Here is a 16,741-nt window from a genome sequence, read left to right as displayed (position 1 = left end):
TCAAATAAAAATCAGTAGATACTGAGAACCTATAAAATCTCAAAAGAATGATCGCACAATTAATTTCCACACGAAATTCGGCGGCATCTCATTACAACCATCATAAAATTAAAAATCCGTTTTATAAAGATCCTAATTCTAATCTTTCGAACAAACTCATAATCAATCGCCTTATAGTTGATTTCATTTTTTCTATAGAAAAACCAATCCGTTATAATGAACTCATATACTGTTAAAAGTCTTAAAAATAATATTACTTAACGTGAATTCGGTATAACGCGAAAGAGATCGATGCGGGGAAACTAAAGCAAAACGCCTCTCTCAAACTAAAGCGTCTCACTCCCTGAACTCAGCAAAACGCTTTTTACGAAAGCGTTTTAGGTCGTTCGACAGATCGCGTTCTAAATTGAATCTAAAAACGATTGTTGTATTATGTTTCCTGTATGCAATTTATTGACCAGAGCTAAAGAGCCCAGCTGGCCTGCCTGTGGCAAGCTGGGTTCGCACAGTTTTCTTATGTCGAACTCACGTTACTTAGAAAAAATCAAATTCGCAGTACTGAAATAGTTTTTGGATAAATCCAGAAAAAATCCACGGGAAGGTTTGGAAATATCCCGAAAAAGAATGTATGGACACAAGAAAGTCGGAACTCAATCCAGAATTGTTTGATATGATGAAACAAGGAAAGCTATCAGCCGGAAAAATTCTGAATCTGATTGCTCTGAAAGAACTTGTAGATAGATTTGCGGTAACTCCTTTTATTGAGAAAGATAAAATTGAGCAAATCAAAGAAAAAACAGGCGTTGAACCGGACATTCTAACATGGGGAGACTATTTTCAAACCGAAATCGCATCCAGATATTTCGAAAAGTCGGAAGTAGAATTTAAAAAAATCTTGGAAACTATCCGATTCGATCTTATTTCAGCACATTTAATTTTTTCCGGAAAACCGGAATACTTTCAAGATTCCATTAGAGGCCAAGCCCTGATTTCAAAATCCATTGACTCTACTTTCTGGACTTTGGAAGACGAAGAAGCAATTCATCTAGAAATCCTTCTTGAATATTATATCCAGATGGGAATTGGAGAAAAACCGTTGACCATATCCGACCGAATCTGGTATGAAAGTTTCGAATTGGAGAAAAAAGCAGTTTAATGGGATTCATAGACCGAGACACAATCGATCTGGGTTCAGGAAATAAAATCCTGACTTTAAGCTTCAATAATCCTGAAACCAGAAATTCTATGACTCGCGAAATGGGTTTAGAATTCAAAAAAATTATCGAAGGTTTGATAGAAACTCCAGAACAAAATAAACCAAGAGTTGTAATTTTAACGGGAAAAAACGATATTTTTTCAGCGGGCGGTAATTTCGAATTATTAAAGTCTTTTTCAACTAAAGACTATGAAACGAACAAAAAGACAATGTTCGAATTCTACAATCTATTCTTATCCGTAAGACGTTTGGATATTCCAGTAATTTGCGCCGCAAACGGCCATGCAATTGGAGCGGGATTTTCACTTACATTCGCCTGCGATATTCGTATCTTCGCCAATGAAGCCAAATATCAATTTAACTTTGTTAAACTCGGAATTCATCCTGGAATGGGTTCAAGTTATATCGTGAAAGAATTGTTCGGAACTCATATTGCAAACCGACTTTTATTTTTAGCGGAAACATTAAATGGCGAAGAAGCGTTCCGACTTGGACTCTGTAATGACTCAGTTCCCCAAAAAGAAGTCTTAGGAAGAGCGACTGAAATTGCAATTGCATTATCCGAAAGCGCTCCTTTAGCACTTAGCGAGTTAAAAAAGAACACCTACGATAAGGAAAAATTAGAAGCCGCTCTCAGAAAAGAAGCTGAATCCCAGGCAAGAAATTTCATTTCTTCCGATTTCAAGGAAACAATCAAAGCAATCGAACAAAAAAGAAAACCTGTTTTCAAAGGATTATAAAACGTAGTAATTCCGACATGCGTCTCATTAGAGTTGTTAAAAATTCCATATCCAACACCAGCAAAACGGCATGATCCGTTCACTTTACTCAAAACTACATAATAAAGAACCCAAATTAATAGTTTATACTTCAATCATGTGAATTCACGTCAAAAAATCGGGGCGAGTCCGATGCTGTCAGACCGCGCTTTCAGCTCCAGTCAATAAACTATATGTAAAAAACGTAATACAATATTTTGTTTTAAGTTACAATTTATTATAGAACGTGACCTGCAGAGCGACCTAAAACGCTTTCGTAAAAAGCGTTTTGCTGAGTTCAGGGAGCAATGTATTGAGTTAAAGAAGTTATACGCTAAGTTCCTCTACACTTCACAAGTGCTTTCCGTATTGGATTCTATTGAATTTATGCAAAACGCCACTTTGGGATAACATTTAGGAACTCAATTTGATAGAATGAGTAATGGATAAGAAACAAAAGAAAATGAATTATTAGAGTTGTTAAAAAATTAATTCTTCATTTGTTTCTATTTCATGGGAACAGTCGATTGAAGCAGTTTTGTTAATTGAACTATGGAATTTTTCAATAACTCTATTTTTAAATTTATGCTCTGAAATTTTTGAACGATTTCAATTCAGAGACTTGTCTTTGAACTTACTACTCAAACGTATAAAAAGAGTACCAAAAATTAACAATCATTTTACCAAAGATGTGGAAGCCGTTCAAAAAATGGCGTTTAATCCGAATTTGTTGACTTTTTAAAGGAAATCCACATAAGCATTATTTTTATACACCCGAGTAGTAAAAAATCAGTAGTTCCTACATTTTTAGAAAAAACATCGAGAATTCGACGTAAGAAGTTTTAAAACTAGGAATTCCTGCGTTTATGGAGACATTTAAATTTTATAATTTCTTAAAGTTAGAAGAGGCTCCCTACATTCATCTTTATTTTTTGTTGTAAAACTAACTTTTAAGAAATGTATCCATTTTTTACAACGAACTACTCTTATTATCTACTCTGAGTAAAATCAAATTTTCACATAAAATTCATTGTTTTAATGACGATAATAATCCAATGAAAATTTTACTTTATAGAAATCCCTCTAAAGACAGTAGTTCCTACATTTTATCTGCTAAATTCAATGAATTGACTTCACATCAAATTCGTTAGTTTTTTTCAGTACCTACATAATAGAGTATTTGAAATTCTGTTTCTAAAACGGAGATTTATCTTAAAATTCATGTAATCTATTATGTAAGGTCGATAAAATCGTAAGTATATAGAAGAAATTCCAACTTGAGAAAATCATAAATTAACGTGAGTTCGGCGTAAGAGATTCATTTTATAAAACCTGATTTTTCCATAAAATAAATGTGGAACTCCCGACTCGAATTACAAAAAATGAATGTTTAAAGATCTGTAATACGACTTAATCTGCGGGAACTCTCACAAATTTATAAATTAACGTGAGTTCGTGAAGAAATCCATGATTCATTTTTCTGAAAAAAATTGGAATCTGAACATGCAGATTTTTTTCTAAAATGTGGGAACTGCCACAAATCAAGATTTTACAAATAAATTCTTAAATTGTAGGAACTCATACTTTTAGAAAATTCTTTCTCATTTTCTTACACCGAATTCATGTTAAATTAAGTGAGTTCGGCATAACAAATGCGAAAGCGATTATTATGCTGCGATCCGTAGAGAGATTGAGTTTGAAAAATTCCGAAGGAATTGGAGCGAAAAGAACTCAGTAAAACGCTCTCTACGGATCGCGTTTTAGGTCGTGAGCCATTTTAACTATGAAATTTGCGAGCGATTCGCCCCAATTTTCTTACGTCGAACTCACGTTAAATTAGTCTTTCTTTACTTCCTTCTCGTAATCCTTTAAGGCTTGAAAAGTAGATTCGTAATCATTCCAGGCATTCCAAACTACAAATCCATGCCCTCCACTATCATAAGAGGCCTTTATCTGAGCTTTGATATAATTTGAAAGTGTGAGTCCCGACTTCCCTACAGACATATTAAAACCTTGAATGTAAGGAATAACTCTCGTCGTTTTTAGCGATCTCTTAATGGTAAAAAGAGTTCCGTCATACACTGTCTGATACGGATTTTTGATTTTATCGGCCATACCATAAAAATGAGATGGGTAAAGCATTGGATAAAGTACATCGACAAGTTGAGCAAATATTTCTACTTTCTGTCCGATCATATCGTTTTGGTTGAATGGGATCCGACCAAAAATATCTGCCCCAATATAAGGAAGATTATTACATTTAAGAGTTTCCTTTCTGATACCCTTAATAATTTCAGCGATATTTTTATATCGCATTTCGTAAGTCAGTTTTAAGTTCAGATTATCCGCATAACGAATGTAATCCAATTGAATTTCTGGAAAACCAGATTTACAAGCGGCTTGAATCGATTTGTGTATTGAATTGATTCTTTGGATAGGTGGTTTTTCTGTCGGAAGTCCCCCGTCAAAATTTACAACTCTCGCGACAGGATAAAATCCTTCTATTACCAAAGTTTCTACAATTTCCTTAGAAGGAACTGAAGGTTGAATATCGATTACGAGAAAATTAATTCCATACTGTTTTCCTTTTTTTCTGAGATCATTAAATTCTCTCTCTTTCTTTAAGGTTTTCTGCGAAATATAAATTCCCCTGGAAAATTCCGGAACTTTGATATTAGAAACCGTTTCTAAGTCGGAATTTTTTAAAGAATTTTCCACATTCTGAGTCTTTACAACTTCTATCTTGAAAGTTTTATCTTCTTTAGGTGATTCAAATTTGAAAGATTCTATTTTGGGTTTGGTTTTAGTAGATCCGACTTGTGTTCCCGTAAAAGGCCTATAATTCTCATTGTTTTTTAAAATTTCAGGAGATCCGACCTTTTGTTTACGAGATTCAGAAAGAATAGTTTCAATTGAATGTTTCTTAGCACTTTTTATTGGAAAAGGAAGATCAAAATCAGGAAACGCTGATGAAGTCCAAACAAAACAAATAATAAATAGAATAATATAATACATAAGAACTAAAAAGTTATAAAAAATCAAAAAATCTTTTTAGAACCTATCTGAGATTTGATCTTAGAATAATACTATTATCAGACATAATGTGTCTAAGATAAGCCCTAACCTTTATTAAATGTCGGAATTCACTACGTCTAACTAAAAAATAAATTCAATTTCGAAATAAAATTTAGATCACTTTTCAAACTCCGAATCAGGCTGTTCAATTACTACAAAGATATATGAAAATAAGACAATGAAGCTTATTCAAAAATTAGAATATAATTTTTCTCTCAAAAAACAATAAATTCAGGAATAAGTGTACTTGTAAGAAATCGATACATTTTTGCGAAAATTCATCTTTTATTTTCATGGTAAAACCTAACCTTCTTTGTTTTTTACGTTGAAAAATTTGAATTTTCGTTTTATGAATGTATAAATTTTTTGATCCACAATAAAAAACAGAAAAATAAAATGCCGACAGGTTTTATCTACTCTCAAGATTTTCTTTACCATAATGCAAATTTTGTAATCCCTCATTATGAGAATTCCGACAGACTACTTGCGTGCTTGAACAAATTGCATCAAAGTAGCTATTTTGGTTCTTTATTTTTTCCTGAAATGAAAAAGTTTCCCAATGAATTCCTCAACGAAATCCATTCTAAAAATCACATTCAAAAAATCGAAAACTCCAAAGGAAAAAGAGGTTATTTTGATTCAGATACTCCTTTTACGGAAAAATCGTGGATATCAGCCTACTCCGCTGCAAATTCTGGAATAATATTGTCGGAATCCTTAATTTCGGGAACAATCAAGAATGGTTTCTCTCTTCTTAGACCTCCTGGTCATCATGCGGAGCATAATCGTATTATGGGTTTTTGTATGTTAAACAATGTTGCTATTACCGCTCGGTATTTGCAAAATAATGGATATAAAAAAATTTTTATTATTGATTGGGATGTCCATCACGGAAATGGAACACAAGAAATCTTTTATGAAGATCCAAATATTTTTTATCTATCGATTCATCAATTTCCATTTTATCCAATGACCGGTTTAATAACGGAAACTGGCAAAGGAAAAGGTATTGGAACTACAAAAAATATTCCTATGCAAGCGAATTCTGAAAACCAAGCCTATATTCAGAAATTTAAAGAGATCGTTGTTCCTACAATGGAACGTTTTGACCCAGATATCGTTTTAATTTCTGCAGGTTTTGACGCACATAAAGACGATCCTCTTGGAGGAATGAATGTAACAACAAAAGGATTCGAAGATCTTACTCGTATCATTTTAGAAAGCGCAGATAGAATTTGTGGTGGCAAGGTTCTATCCTTTTTAGAAGGGGGTTACGACTTAACTGCGTTATCAGAATCCGTAGAGGCTCACATAGCAGTTTTAAATTCTTTTTCTTAAAAATTGATTCCAAAAACCTCAGTGGATAAAGGCTTCAAACAAAAACTTTATTCAAAAACGATGCAACAGAGTTTAGTAATGCTGATCTCTAAAAAAATTGAGTATCTTAAATTTTTGTCACAACATCCTATTCCAAAGTAAAATATTAGGTATTCTTTTATATAGTTCTGAGTGAACAAGATTCTAAATTCCTATAGTACTTACGACATATAAATCTTTGAAAAAAATTTTTATTACTGATCCTTACAAAACTGAGTACCCATAAATGTCACGACAAAACGCCGGTTAACGCGTTCGGTATAATCCAATGCGAAAGGGATCGATGCGAGGTCAATAAATTGAAACTAAAGACAATTATTGTATAATGTTTCCTATATACAATTTATTGACCAAAGCTGAGAGCCCGGTCCGGCGGCCTATGGCAAGCCGGATTCGCCCTGATTTTCTTACATCGAACTCACGTTAAATAACGAAAAAAATACTAAAAACTGTAAATTGTATAATGTGGTGGTTTCTGTAAAAACCTCCATATTTTATTGAAGATTCAAAAATGATACATTTAAAAGTTTTTAGGCAAACCTTTAAACTATCGTAGCTTCAGAGATAACCTTTGTTAATTACTGGTTATTATTTTTAAATTTACGGATTTAACACGTGAAAATAATACTATGTCTTTTTCTAAAAGTTAGAATGTGAAATCTTCTTCAAAAAAAGCTAACAACTCTAGAATTAAACTCAATTTGTAGGAACTTCTACATCTTCAGAAAATCAATCGTTTATCTTCGATGTTATTTTCATACTTTGAGATAATACAGATATTTTTTAAAAGAACTTTATAAAATTTCAAAAGAATAATACTCAATCAAATTTCTGCATGAATTCTCTGTTTTGCGACTATCATAAAATTAAAAATTCATTTTATAATGATTTTCTTTAAATTTTTTTCACTTGATATGACCTTTTCTATATCTCCTGGAACTGCATTAAAAGAGGAGATAAAAATGCAAAAACACCATCTAAAAAATTTCACTGAATTTAAAGGAAAGTCAAAAAAAGATTCCGGACCTTCTGACTTATTGGTTCCGCTACATTTAGAAAGTTATTTATATAAACAAATTAAAAAACATAAAAATTTAAAGAATTACTTTCATTACTTGATTCTCAAATTTCAAAAAAGAAATTTATCCTCTAAATTCCCGGATACTGCTTTTAGAAAAACACTTTATCAATCTAAAAACCAACAACTGATTCGATATTCTTTTCGTCCAGACCACCAAGATTGGTACGAAGCAAAATTTATTGGATTTTACTTTGGCCTCTCCATATGCAGGCTTTTTTCTCGGCTTGTCGATTTAGACCGGGAAGAAGACTTGCAAATTATAAATTTAGCAGAGGAGCTTATAAAATTAGGAAAACGAACAATTCATCTCCATTTTTACTTTAAAATCCTTTCTAATCGCAAAATGATTTTAAAGAAAATGTTAGTTGGAAAAAATTTCGAATTGAACAACACATAATTTTTCTATTTTTTATCGGCAAGATCCGATATTTAAAGAAGAAATGGAAATTTCCTTGGAAGAAAAACTAAATCATTTTGAAGCACGTTTTAGAAATTATATCTTGATTTTGGATTTTTTGATCCGAGAAACTAAATCAGAACTTTCCGAAAACCGAGCAAAAAGAGAGATTTGGCAAAAACATCACCAAAATTGGATGCAAAATCGTAAAGTATCCGCAAATACAAATTCTCCTTTTTTAAAACCAAGGTAATGTTTACTGATTTTCAATTTTTCTCATTTAATCAAATTTGATTTTGAACTAATTGTACATTTCTCTATTTTCTGTAAAACCTAGAATCATGTGGAAATTCCGACTCTTTTTCAATATAACAAGAAAACTTACAAAATTCAGAGGTAAGCCGAATTTTCAAATCTCAAATTTCTGTATAAAATCGTAGTTTTAGATCATTATTAGATTAAAAATTAATTTTAGAGAATCATATCTCTATAAAATTTGATTTTAGAATCATTCTTTTTAAATTTACAGGGTTACCCTTTACAAAATGGGTTTCTTTATTACCGAATCAAACTCACGTTAAATAAGACGCACATTCCTATTGTCGGATATTCCATAAAAAATTCTTGAAATTATGTCTCTTAGAGCTGCTTATAGAAATAGAGGCAAGAATAAGCATTCATGCATTTTCATAGACTTTTCATTATTTTAGTTTTTACCTCCGCTACGTTATCTTTGAGTTCCGACGGACTCCCCAATTTTTCCATTCAAGAAAAGGAAGCAAGAATTCAATTTACCAGAGGCTTCTCTTATTTTAATAATTCTCAGTATTCATCTGCAAGAGAAAATTTTTTAAAGGCACTTTCGATTAAAAATGATTTTACATTAGCCCGACTCATGCTTTCAAACTCATACTATCTCTCCGGAGATTGGCCTGAAAGTATGTCGGAATTAGAACAAATTGAAGGTACAACAGGACTAAATCAAATCCAAAAAGCAAGATTAGATGCTCTGAGAATTAATCTATCCGGTGGAAGTCAAGATTTAACAGTCCGTTACTACTCGGCAATTTTAGGTGATGAACTCAGACGTTTTAGATTCCGGAATCCATCCGATGTAGCCGTTGATGACGATGGATTTCTTTATGTCCTCTCCTTTGATACAGCAAACATTGTAAAATTTGATCCGAATGGCAACCCTATAGATAACTTCAAAGGATCTTTAGGTCGGAACTTAACGGGTCCCTTATTCTTTTCATTGAGAGCAAATTCAATTTTTGTAGCCGACTTCAAAGCTGATAAAATTTACGAATTCAATACAAGAGGCGAATATATCAATCGATTTGGGAGTTCTGGAAAAACGAACGGTACATTTCATGGGCCTACAGGCATATTCTATACAAAGAACGGTTATCTTTATGTCTCAGACTCTGGAAACAATCGAATCCAGAAATTAAAGTCGGATGGCACCTTTGTACAAGAAATTGGAGTCGGAACTCTACGCAACCCATCCGGACTAAAAGTCAATTCCAAAGGAGAAATCTACGTGGCTGATCGAGGCAATTCCCGAATCGTAGTATTCGATTCGGAAGGGAATTTTCTTCGAGAAATTACAAATCCAAACATACTATCTTCTCCTCGAAATCTAACAATTCGAAAAAACGAAATTTACATTTCCGATGAAAAGTCGGGACTCGTCATTTATAATACTATAGACAGCACTTGGAGATTATTAGATTCTTTTAGAGATTCAAAAAATGTTGTCCGAAGACTAAACCAACCGTTCTCTTCCACCTTCGACTACACAGGAACACAGTTCATTGCGGATTTCAATCGGCATCGAGTGGAAATTTTCAGTCCTTCCAACCAATTATCTTCTAACATGGACATAGTATTGGAAAAAGTTTTAAATCATGATTATCCGGATATTTCCGTATTTCTACGTGTAAGAGATCGATCTGGTAGGGACATCAAAACGATTCCAAGAAACTCCTTTAAGGTTTATGAATATGGAAATCTTTCTCCATTAATTGGTCTCACAGACATGCGACAATTTAACAATCGAATTTCCTTATCTCTCGTTTATGAAAATACTCCCGAAATTAAAACGGCTTACCCAGTATTTGAAAAGTCCTTAAAACCACTATTCACTTCACTTCGACAATACGACGGAATTGAAGTTCTGCGTTCGGGAACGGAATTGATCAAAGCCTCTGATTTCAACTATTCTATGCATGAGATTTTTAGAATATTAAGAACTTCTCCTAGTGATTCTAGTTCCAAAACGGGAAAAGCAATCTATAGAGGAATCTCCGACTTGCTTGGACGCCTCGGGCCTAGAATCGTATTAGTTTTAGTTTCAGGAAATTCGTATCCGGATTCTTTTACTCAAATTTCATCGGAAAAAATTATCCGCTACTCTAAAGCACATTCAATTCCAATCTATTTCTTATCTCTTTCAGATTCGGGACCGGCGGTAGAAACCTATAAAATGATCGCCGCTTCTACCGGAGGAAAATTCATCCTAATTCCGGGTGAAGGATCAGAAAAAAATCTTTATAACTCTTTTTTATCTCATAAAGACAGACGTTATATCGTTTCTTTCAAAAGTAGAATCGACGCGGATAAAAAAGATTTTTATATTCCCTTAGTCATAGAAGCGAATTTCAGAAACACATCCGGAAAAACGGAAGCTGGATTTTTTACGAAATGATTTTAAGTTTTTTACAAAAACCTTTTCCCTATTTAGTATTTCTGATTTTATACTTCTCCATCGGGTCAACTCATTCTCAAGACACAGTTCGAAAAATTCAGGAAGGAGAGTCCTTTCTTAAAGACCGTAATTACACGGCTGCTTATCAATCCTTTTCCGAAGCCTCTCGTTTCAACCCTATGTCTACTCGTTCTTTACTTGGATTTGCAGAAGCTGCACAACATCTTCACAAGGATAAAGAATCCCTAGAAGCTTACAACAAAGTGCTGGAATTAGAACCGGAAAATAAAGCTGCAATCAAAGGAGCCGCCTTAGGGTATATTCGAAAAAAAGAATATAATAATTCTCTAAATCTTCTCAAATCTTCTCTTGAAACAGATCCGTTTGATCCGGTTCTGGCTCCAATTCAAATTCAGATCCTTTTAGAAATGGGAAATTACGAATCCGCTCTGAAAAAACTGGAAGCGTCAAAATCCAGACTTCAAAACTCCAAGGAAGTGCAAATTTTAGAAGCCAAGGTAAACGGCAAAACCGGTAATTTTTCTAAGTCTTATCATATTTGGAACACAGCGCTTGCGTCCTCTTCAGACGATCCTGATTTATTCTTTAGTATGGCTTCGTTGCTTATGGATTGGTCCGAAAAAAGTTCCGATCCAGAAAAAAAACAAAAACTAGAAATCGCTTCCGAAAAATTGGAAAGAGCAATTTCTTTATACCCAGATTTTGAAGAAGCGATCAATGCACTTGCAAGAATCAGAATATGGCAAGGAGACTTTCAATCCGCAGAATCACTTTCCCGCAAACTCGTTTCTATTTATCCTCAAAACCCTTTGTATCTTTATCTTAAAGCGTTTGCGGAAGAAAAAAACGCAAATGACTCTTCCAAAGATACGCTTAAAAACGATTTAATTGATATATTAAAGTTAGATGACTTAGACTCTATTTCAAGACAAAAGGCGGAATCGGTCGCACTCGATCATTTTCCAGAAAATCATTCCTTTAGAAGGAAACTAGGGGAATATAGAATGCAACGTTTTCGTTCTTCTAAAAATTCCCTTCTCTATGATATGGCTTCTCATCATCTTTCTTGTGCAAGAGAACTCATTCCGAGTCAACCGGAGGTTCAATTTCAAACTTTATCAGAATATAAACGAACCGGATTCTTTCCGCGTTATCTCAATCTTCTTTTATTTTTGAGAAAAAAATATTCAGAAAATCAAAAGTACCAGTATGAAATCGAAAATCTTCTGAACTCTATGAAACAATCTATCGCTTATAGAGAAGGTTTAATAGAAATCACAGGAGACAATCTTGTTGAAAATTATGGCAGAACACCACCCGTTCTTTTAATGTTTGATCTTTTAGATAAATCCTTTTTAGGAGATTATCCAGATCTAGCATTTTTAATTTCTTCTTCCGTACGTAAAAATCTTTCTTTAAATCCTACGATCACTCTTTCGGAAGTTTTAGAATCTGCTCGTAGTAACCCATCTTTTGAAATCAAAACGGCTCCTTATACTGGAATTCTACCTTATACAGAATCTACATACCTCAAGATCAAGGATTCTTCCAAAAAAGGCATCAAACCTAGATTTCTAATTTATGGTTCTCTAAAATACGAAAATCATTCTATACGCATAGATTGGACGATCAAGGATTCCAAACACGAAAAGATACTTTCGACATTTAAAATATTCTCAAAAGGAAGAGATTTTATACCGGAAGCGGTTGTCAGGTCTGTTTCTAAAATTTTAGCTTCTATCCCCCCAAGCGGCTCCGTATTAAAAGTGAAGGATGAAGACCTGATAGTCAATGTAGGAGCCCTTGATGGTCTCAAGAAGGGAAGCAAAATTCAAATCTACAACAGTTCCGGAAAATCTGGAGAGGCTACGATAGAAGAAATCGATTATTTTCTTTCCAGGGCCGTTCCCGAAAATGGAATTAACGGTTTAAAAACGATTTCGGAAGGAGATAGGGTATTCTGGAAACGTTAACCTTGACGCCTAGGAAAATCGCTGAAATAATCCAATACTTCGTCGGCTATTGAACTTTCAATTTTTAGAATTTCCTCAGACTGGTATCGATTTGTTAGGTTCAATTTCCAAATTCTTCCTTTGATTGTTACTTTATTGATTTCTAATATATTTTCTCGGACGGGAAACCAGCTCGGAAATCCAGTAGTTTTTGTATAAACTCTAACTTTATCATTTTCGAATACGTCTCGATCGATTCTTATCTCAAAATAATTTAGAATAACATTATATTCTATCTCCAAATTCACGTCCGGATAAATTTTAAATTCATGTTTTTCAGAATCCCAGTCGATCATGGATCCTTCCAAACAGATCTCATCCTCTTTTGCAATGTCCAGTTCGATCGGGTAAGAGTGTATGGTTTTTATCCCTTTTTTTCGATCATAACCTACTTGAACTCTTGTATGTTCTTTTTCTCTTTCTAACTTTACTTGAAATGCAGTTTCAGGCCGTTTTACAAGATGAGTTTGAATAGTAGTTACGGCTCCTTCCGAAAATCGCAAAGGATAAGTCGGCTTTGAGCGGCTTTTTAAAATGCAAAATATGTTTTGGATCGACATGGAAAGCGAATTCTTAAAATTCATAAATCATTCTTTTATATTAGAGTTATTGAGAATTTCATATCCAACATTAAAATAATGACATGATTCATTCGTCTTACTCATAACTATATAATAAAGTACCTAATATTTTACATAGAATCAGTGTTTTGTGATAAAATTAACGGCACTCGATTTTATAGAGATTAGTAATGAAAAAGTTAAGGAAGAAAATTAATTTTTCAACAAAACTCCATTCTTTACCCAAATATTTTTTAAACAAATTGGCATTTAACTCAAACATTTTGATCACTTGATTACGCTACATTTATTTAAAATTATATAATAAAACACCCATATTTTGCATTGAAACGGTGTTTTGAGGCAGGCTCTAAATTGAATAGGCGATTTTATACCAATGATATGAAAGTTTTCAAATGTATTTAACCCGGATTGTTGGCTTTTTTAAAGAAGTTCCTACATTTTCAGTTTTTTACAATCGTGAATTTGACATAACGCGAAAGGGATCGATGCGAGGTCAATAAATTACAACTGAAGATGATATTTTATATAACGTTTCTTGCATGTAATTTATTGACCCAAGCTGAGAGCCCGGTCCGACTGGCTACTACAGCCAGTCGGATTCGCCCTGATTTTTCTACACCCTGCTCACGTTAAACAAGCTCAACGTATTATTATTTTCATACGTCCGAATAACAGGCAAAGATAATGTATCTTTGAGATAGTTTACAATAACCGATACCGTAAATATAAACATTTTAGAAATTCTGCATCTGTTTTTTTTTAAACCTACTATATTCAAATTTTCTTTTGGATAAAATTTTTATTTTAATCAGTCCTTTTTCACTTTGGTATTGTAGCTCAAAAGAATCTTTTTATAAGTTTTTGTAAATTGAGGAGAACTGATCATATAATCGGCAGTGGATCGATTACAGGCCATAGGAACGTTGTATAGAACCGCAATTCTTAGCAAAGCCTTTACATCCGGATCATGAGGTTGGGCCGTTAATGGATCCCAGAAAAAAATTACTATATCTAAATCACCTTCAGCAATCTTAGCACCGATTTGCTGATCTCCTCCCAACGGCCCGGAAAGAAATCTGTAAACCGGAAGTTCGGTCTCTTCGCTTATTAATTTTCCAGTCGTTCCAGTTCCATATAGCTGATGTTTTGAAAGTATTTCCCTATGAGTTTTTACCCAGTTTACTAAATCTTCTTTACGATTGTCATGGGCGATCAACGCGATTCTTTTGATTGCTGGAACAGAAACTTCTTTCATTTCATTACTCTTTCTCGTTTATTTTGAATCTAATTTTTTGATGACGCAAATTTCAAACCAATCCTAAATTGACCTTAGATATTTTTTTTCAAAGTCGATTTCTAGACTTGTTTTAGATTCGAACAGATCTCCAATGAAACATTCTTCTTTTTATCTTAGATTTTTTACGATCTTATTTATTTTTCCTCTATTACTCTGGAGTGAACCAACTTCCAACGAAAAGAAAATCGAAATTTTAATTCCGGATGGAAGCAATGGTGATTCCGATTGGGGAAAGGATTTTCTTCAATTTGAAGATCTGGATCTGTTAGGCGACGCAAGCGAAGAAAATTCCAAAAACCTTTTTGAAAAAGCAAAAGAAAACTTTTTAAAGTCCGTAGATCATTTTAGAAAAACGAACGAATTAGCGGATCTAAAACGAAAAGATTTCAATAGCCTAAACTTCGAAGCGGATCGTTACGAATGGCAAAAAAAAAGTCGCCGCGAAAATTTTGAAAGAGCCATTACCAGAGACTTAAATAAATCCAGATCCGACTCTATTCATCTTTTAGTTTCTTCCATGAATTTTTTGGAAAGAATTCAAAATCAAAAAGTTAAAGATACGGATACGTTTCGAGATCTACAAGCCAACATTTATAGAGAATACATCAAACACCAACTTGCTTTAAAAAATTTCCTCCAAGCTATGGATATTTTAGAAAGATATATCCAAATCGGAAATAAATACTACGAAGATCCAGAAGCTCAAGGTTTTCTGGCCAATTGTTACGAAAGAGCTTATCGACTTTCTAAAAAAAATCGAGACGACATCTCTCGAGAGAAATACGACATTCTCCGAAAAAAACACGGACTTTTATACGCTGAGTTCAAATTTGGAAAGAACTCTTCGGATTATCTTGAATTTTCCAAAGAACTTTTTAAAGACTAAACAAGGATTCTTTTTAATTATTTAGTTCTGCCCAAAATCTGTAGAGCACCAATAGCAATTAGACGCTTTAGTCTTGTAAAAATACAAGTATGATTTTACCCAGAACTATAAGTATAAAATATCCGTTTTATTACATTTCAATAATATGAATTCTGTGCGATAAAGTTTATGCGAATCCGGTTGCCCATGGCAACCAGACCTCGCCCTTTAGCTCCAGTCAATAAATTGCATGAAAGAAACATAATACGATATTTTGTCTTTGGCCTCTGAATTTTACTTTGTGCAGTAAAATTATGAATCTTGAAAGTTACACTGTGAAATATAGGTTTATGGGAGTTATTACAATTGAGTTGTTAAAAAAACGGAATCCTTGAAAAATAAAATCTTAGATCCCAACCGCTCTAAAGTATTCCTTAAGAATAGAATCTACTTGTTCCAGTGTACAATAACCCCTCGTCAAAATTCCATTTTCAATTCCGTCCGAAAATACAAGACTTGGAAATACACTTACTCCCAAAGAAAAACCATAGTAGAAGTCGTTTCTAGTTTCCAGATCCGTATCCTTGTCTTCAAATACAGATCGGAATTCTTGAGCAGTAATTCCGAACTTTTCTGATAGTTTTACAAAAGTTTCAATGGAAGTCGGATCTTGATTTTCTAAATAAAAGGATTTAGAAAGTACATTCAAATATTCGAATGCGATTTCTGGTCTTATTTTTTGAGCACTGATTACTGCTTTACAAGCGGGAAAGGAATCGTATCGAAAATCCATTTTTTCTAAAAACCCCAATGAAAACGGTTGTTTTGTTGTAAATTCCGCGTCTTTCCATTCGTGTTTTAAAATTCTAGCCAACTCCGGCGTTAAAAGTTCTGCACCTTCTTGAAAACGTAAACCTCCTAACACAAGAGAAAACCGGATTTTATTTTTGTATTCTTCCCTTATCTTTTCCATAACAGAACCAAAGCCATAACACCAGGGACAAAGAGGATCGGTCACATAAAGTATAGAATGTCGAATCGATTCGTTTTGATTCATCTTATTTGATTATTTCCGTAAGTATAAATTCTGCATGGGTTAGATTTTTATCTTTCATCTTTGAAGGTACCGGAAAAATTTCAGTATAATTCATTTTTAATATACTACGTTTAAATTCCAAATCTAATTTTAGTATGTTTTCCATCTATAAAATAAATTTTGCATGTTCTTTTAGATAATAGATTCAAAAAGTAATCCGAAAAATTCTGACGCTTTTTTAGAAACGGTAATAATCAAACGACTCAAACTTTCTACTACTCATAATTTATAATAAAGTATCTAATATTTTGC

General features: G+C 33.3%; 13 protein-coding genes. 9 read left to right on the top strand and 4 right to left on the bottom strand.

Going from position 1 to position 16,741, the window contains the following annotated elements; genetic code table 11:
• Window positions 1-47 precede the first annotated feature (47 nt).
• From LEP1GSC049_RS2000000229140 to LEP1GSC049_RS211985, 3 genes are all read left to right on the top strand, one after another.
• Window positions 48-236: a hypothetical protein gene (locus LEP1GSC049_RS2000000229140; RefSeq protein ID WP_004753427.1), complete on the top strand. Its 189-nt coding sequence runs from the start codon at window positions 48-50 to the stop codon at window positions 234-236.
• Between the two features lie 392 nt (window positions 237-628).
• Window positions 629-1,156, top strand: coding sequence for a hypothetical protein (locus LEP1GSC049_RS211980; RefSeq protein ID WP_004752944.1), 528 nt, complete (start codon window positions 629-631; stop codon window positions 1,154-1,156).
• Window positions 1,156-1,956, top strand: coding sequence for an enoyl-CoA hydratase/isomerase family protein (locus LEP1GSC049_RS211985; RefSeq protein WP_004753219.1), 801 nt, complete (start codon window positions 1,156-1,158; stop codon window positions 1,954-1,956). The genes LEP1GSC049_RS211980 and LEP1GSC049_RS211985 overlap by 1 nt, the downstream gene beginning before the upstream one ends.
• 1,854 nt (window positions 1,957-3,810) lie before the next feature.
• Here the strand turns inward: LEP1GSC049_RS211985 and LEP1GSC049_RS211990 are convergent.
• Window positions 3,811-4,989: a putative glycoside hydrolase gene (locus tag LEP1GSC049_RS211990; protein WP_016560967.1), complete on the bottom strand. Its 1,179-nt coding sequence runs from the start codon at window positions 4,987-4,989 to the stop codon at window positions 3,811-3,813.
• 456 nt (window positions 4,990-5,445) lie between these two features.
• Here LEP1GSC049_RS211990 and LEP1GSC049_RS211995 point away from each other — a divergent pair, with 456 nt between their 5' ends.
• The 5 genes from LEP1GSC049_RS211995 to LEP1GSC049_RS212015 all read left to right on the top strand — a co-directional run bounded on the left by LEP1GSC049_RS211995 (window position 5,446) and on the right by LEP1GSC049_RS212015 (window position 12,608).
• Window positions 5,446-6,387, top strand: coding sequence for a histone deacetylase family protein (locus tag LEP1GSC049_RS211995; RefSeq protein WP_004762338.1), 942 nt, complete (start codon window positions 5,446-5,448; stop codon window positions 6,385-6,387).
• A gap of 953 nt (window positions 6,388-7,340) precedes the next feature.
• Window positions 7,341-7,904, top strand: coding sequence for a DUF1564 family protein (locus LEP1GSC049_RS212000; RefSeq protein ID WP_025175878.1), 564 nt, complete (start codon window positions 7,341-7,343; stop codon window positions 7,902-7,904).
• Between the two features lie 43 nt (window positions 7,905-7,947).
• Complete coding sequence (locus tag LEP1GSC049_RS212005) at window positions 7,948-8,157, top strand: hypothetical protein (protein WP_004752897.1); 210 nt, start codon at window positions 7,948-7,950, stop codon at window positions 8,155-8,157.
• 426 nt (window positions 8,158-8,583) lie between these two features.
• Window positions 8,584-10,614 carry an NHL repeat-containing protein gene (locus tag LEP1GSC049_RS212010; RefSeq protein WP_004757082.1) on the top strand — a complete coding sequence of 677 codons (2,031 nt, stop codon included), beginning with the start codon at window positions 8,584-8,586 and terminating at the stop codon, window positions 10,612-10,614.
• Window positions 10,611-12,608, top strand: a complete 1,998-nt coding sequence (locus LEP1GSC049_RS212015; RefSeq protein WP_004761178.1) for a tetratricopeptide repeat protein — start codon at window positions 10,611-10,613, stop codon at window positions 12,606-12,608. The genes LEP1GSC049_RS212010 and LEP1GSC049_RS212015 overlap by 4 nt, the downstream gene beginning before the upstream one ends.
• On the opposite strand, the gene LEP1GSC049_RS212020 is transcribed toward LEP1GSC049_RS212015, so the two are convergent.
• Both LEP1GSC049_RS212020 and LEP1GSC049_RS212025 read right to left on the bottom strand, forming a co-directional pair.
• A complete protein-coding gene (locus LEP1GSC049_RS212020; RefSeq protein WP_004756976.1) occupies window positions 12,605-13,231 on the bottom strand; it encodes a hypothetical protein in 627 nt (208 codons plus the stop codon). The genes LEP1GSC049_RS212015 and LEP1GSC049_RS212020 overlap by 4 nt on opposite strands.
• An 808-nt stretch (window positions 13,232-14,039) precedes the next feature.
• Complete coding sequence (locus LEP1GSC049_RS212025; RefSeq protein WP_004756970.1) at window positions 14,040-14,486, bottom strand: methylglyoxal synthase; 447 nt, start codon at window positions 14,484-14,486, stop codon at window positions 14,040-14,042.
• Window positions 14,487-14,619: 133 nt separating this feature from the next.
• On the opposite strand from LEP1GSC049_RS212025, the gene LEP1GSC049_RS212030 reads away from it, so the two are divergent.
• Entirely contained in the window at window positions 14,620-15,414 is a 795-nt protein-coding gene (locus LEP1GSC049_RS212030) for an FcpA-related putative periplasmic flagellar protein (RefSeq protein ID WP_004752853.1), read from the top strand.
• Between the two features lie 385 nt (window positions 15,415-15,799).
• Here LEP1GSC049_RS212030 and LEP1GSC049_RS212035 read toward each other — a convergent pair whose 3' ends face one another.
• Window positions 15,800-16,450 (bottom strand): DsbA family protein, encoded by a 651-nt coding sequence (locus LEP1GSC049_RS212035; RefSeq protein WP_004752890.1) that lies wholly within the window; start codon window positions 16,448-16,450, stop codon window positions 15,800-15,802.
• Window positions 16,451-16,741: the final 291 nt, after the last annotated feature.

The organism is Leptospira kirschneri serovar Cynopteri str. 3522 CT (assembly GCF_000243695.2).
In the GTDB taxonomy this organism is placed as follows: Bacteria; Spirochaetota; Leptospiria; order Leptospirales; family Leptospiraceae; genus Leptospira; species Leptospira kirschneri.
This window is presented reverse-complemented; position numbering and strand designations above follow the sequence as displayed.

Bases quoted from the DNA above. Each gene is read 5' to 3' on its own strand.
- LEP1GSC049_RS2000000229140 (WP_004753427.1), top strand. From the start codon at position 48: ATGATCGCACAATTAATTTCCACACGAAATTCGGCGGCATCTCATTAC.
- LEP1GSC049_RS211980 (WP_004752944.1), top strand. From the start codon at position 629: ATGGACACAAGAAAGTCGGAACTCAATCCAGAATTGTTTGATATGATG.
- LEP1GSC049_RS211985 (WP_004753219.1), top strand. From the start codon at position 1,156: ATGGGATTCATAGACCGAGACACAATCGATCTGGGTTCAGGAAATAAA.
- LEP1GSC049_RS211990 (WP_016560967.1), bottom strand. From the start codon at position 4,989: ATGTATTATATTATTCTATTTATTATTTGTTTTGTTTGGACTTCATCA.
- LEP1GSC049_RS211995 (WP_004762338.1), top strand. From the start codon at position 5,446: ATGCCGACAGGTTTTATCTACTCTCAAGATTTTCTTTACCATAATGCA.
- LEP1GSC049_RS212000 (WP_025175878.1), top strand. From the start codon at position 7,341: ATGACCTTTTCTATATCTCCTGGAACTGCATTAAAAGAGGAGATAAAA.
- LEP1GSC049_RS212005 (WP_004752897.1), top strand. From the start codon at position 7,948: ATGGAAATTTCCTTGGAAGAAAAACTAAATCATTTTGAAGCACGTTTT.
- LEP1GSC049_RS212010 (WP_004757082.1), top strand. From the start codon at position 8,584: ATGCATTTTCATAGACTTTTCATTATTTTAGTTTTTACCTCCGCTACG.
- LEP1GSC049_RS212015 (WP_004761178.1), top strand. From the start codon at position 10,611: ATGATTTTAAGTTTTTTACAAAAACCTTTTCCCTATTTAGTATTTCTG.
- LEP1GSC049_RS212020 (WP_004756976.1), bottom strand. From the start codon at position 13,231: ATGAATTTTAAGAATTCGCTTTCCATGTCGATCCAAAACATATTTTGC.
- LEP1GSC049_RS212025 (WP_004756970.1), bottom strand. From the start codon at position 14,486: ATGAAAGAAGTTTCTGTTCCAGCAATCAAAAGAATCGCGTTGATCGCC.
- LEP1GSC049_RS212030 (WP_004752853.1), top strand. From the start codon at position 14,620: ATGAAACATTCTTCTTTTTATCTTAGATTTTTTACGATCTTATTTATT.
- LEP1GSC049_RS212035 (WP_004752890.1), bottom strand. From the start codon at position 16,450: ATGAATCAAAACGAATCGATTCGACATTCTATACTTTATGTGACCGAT.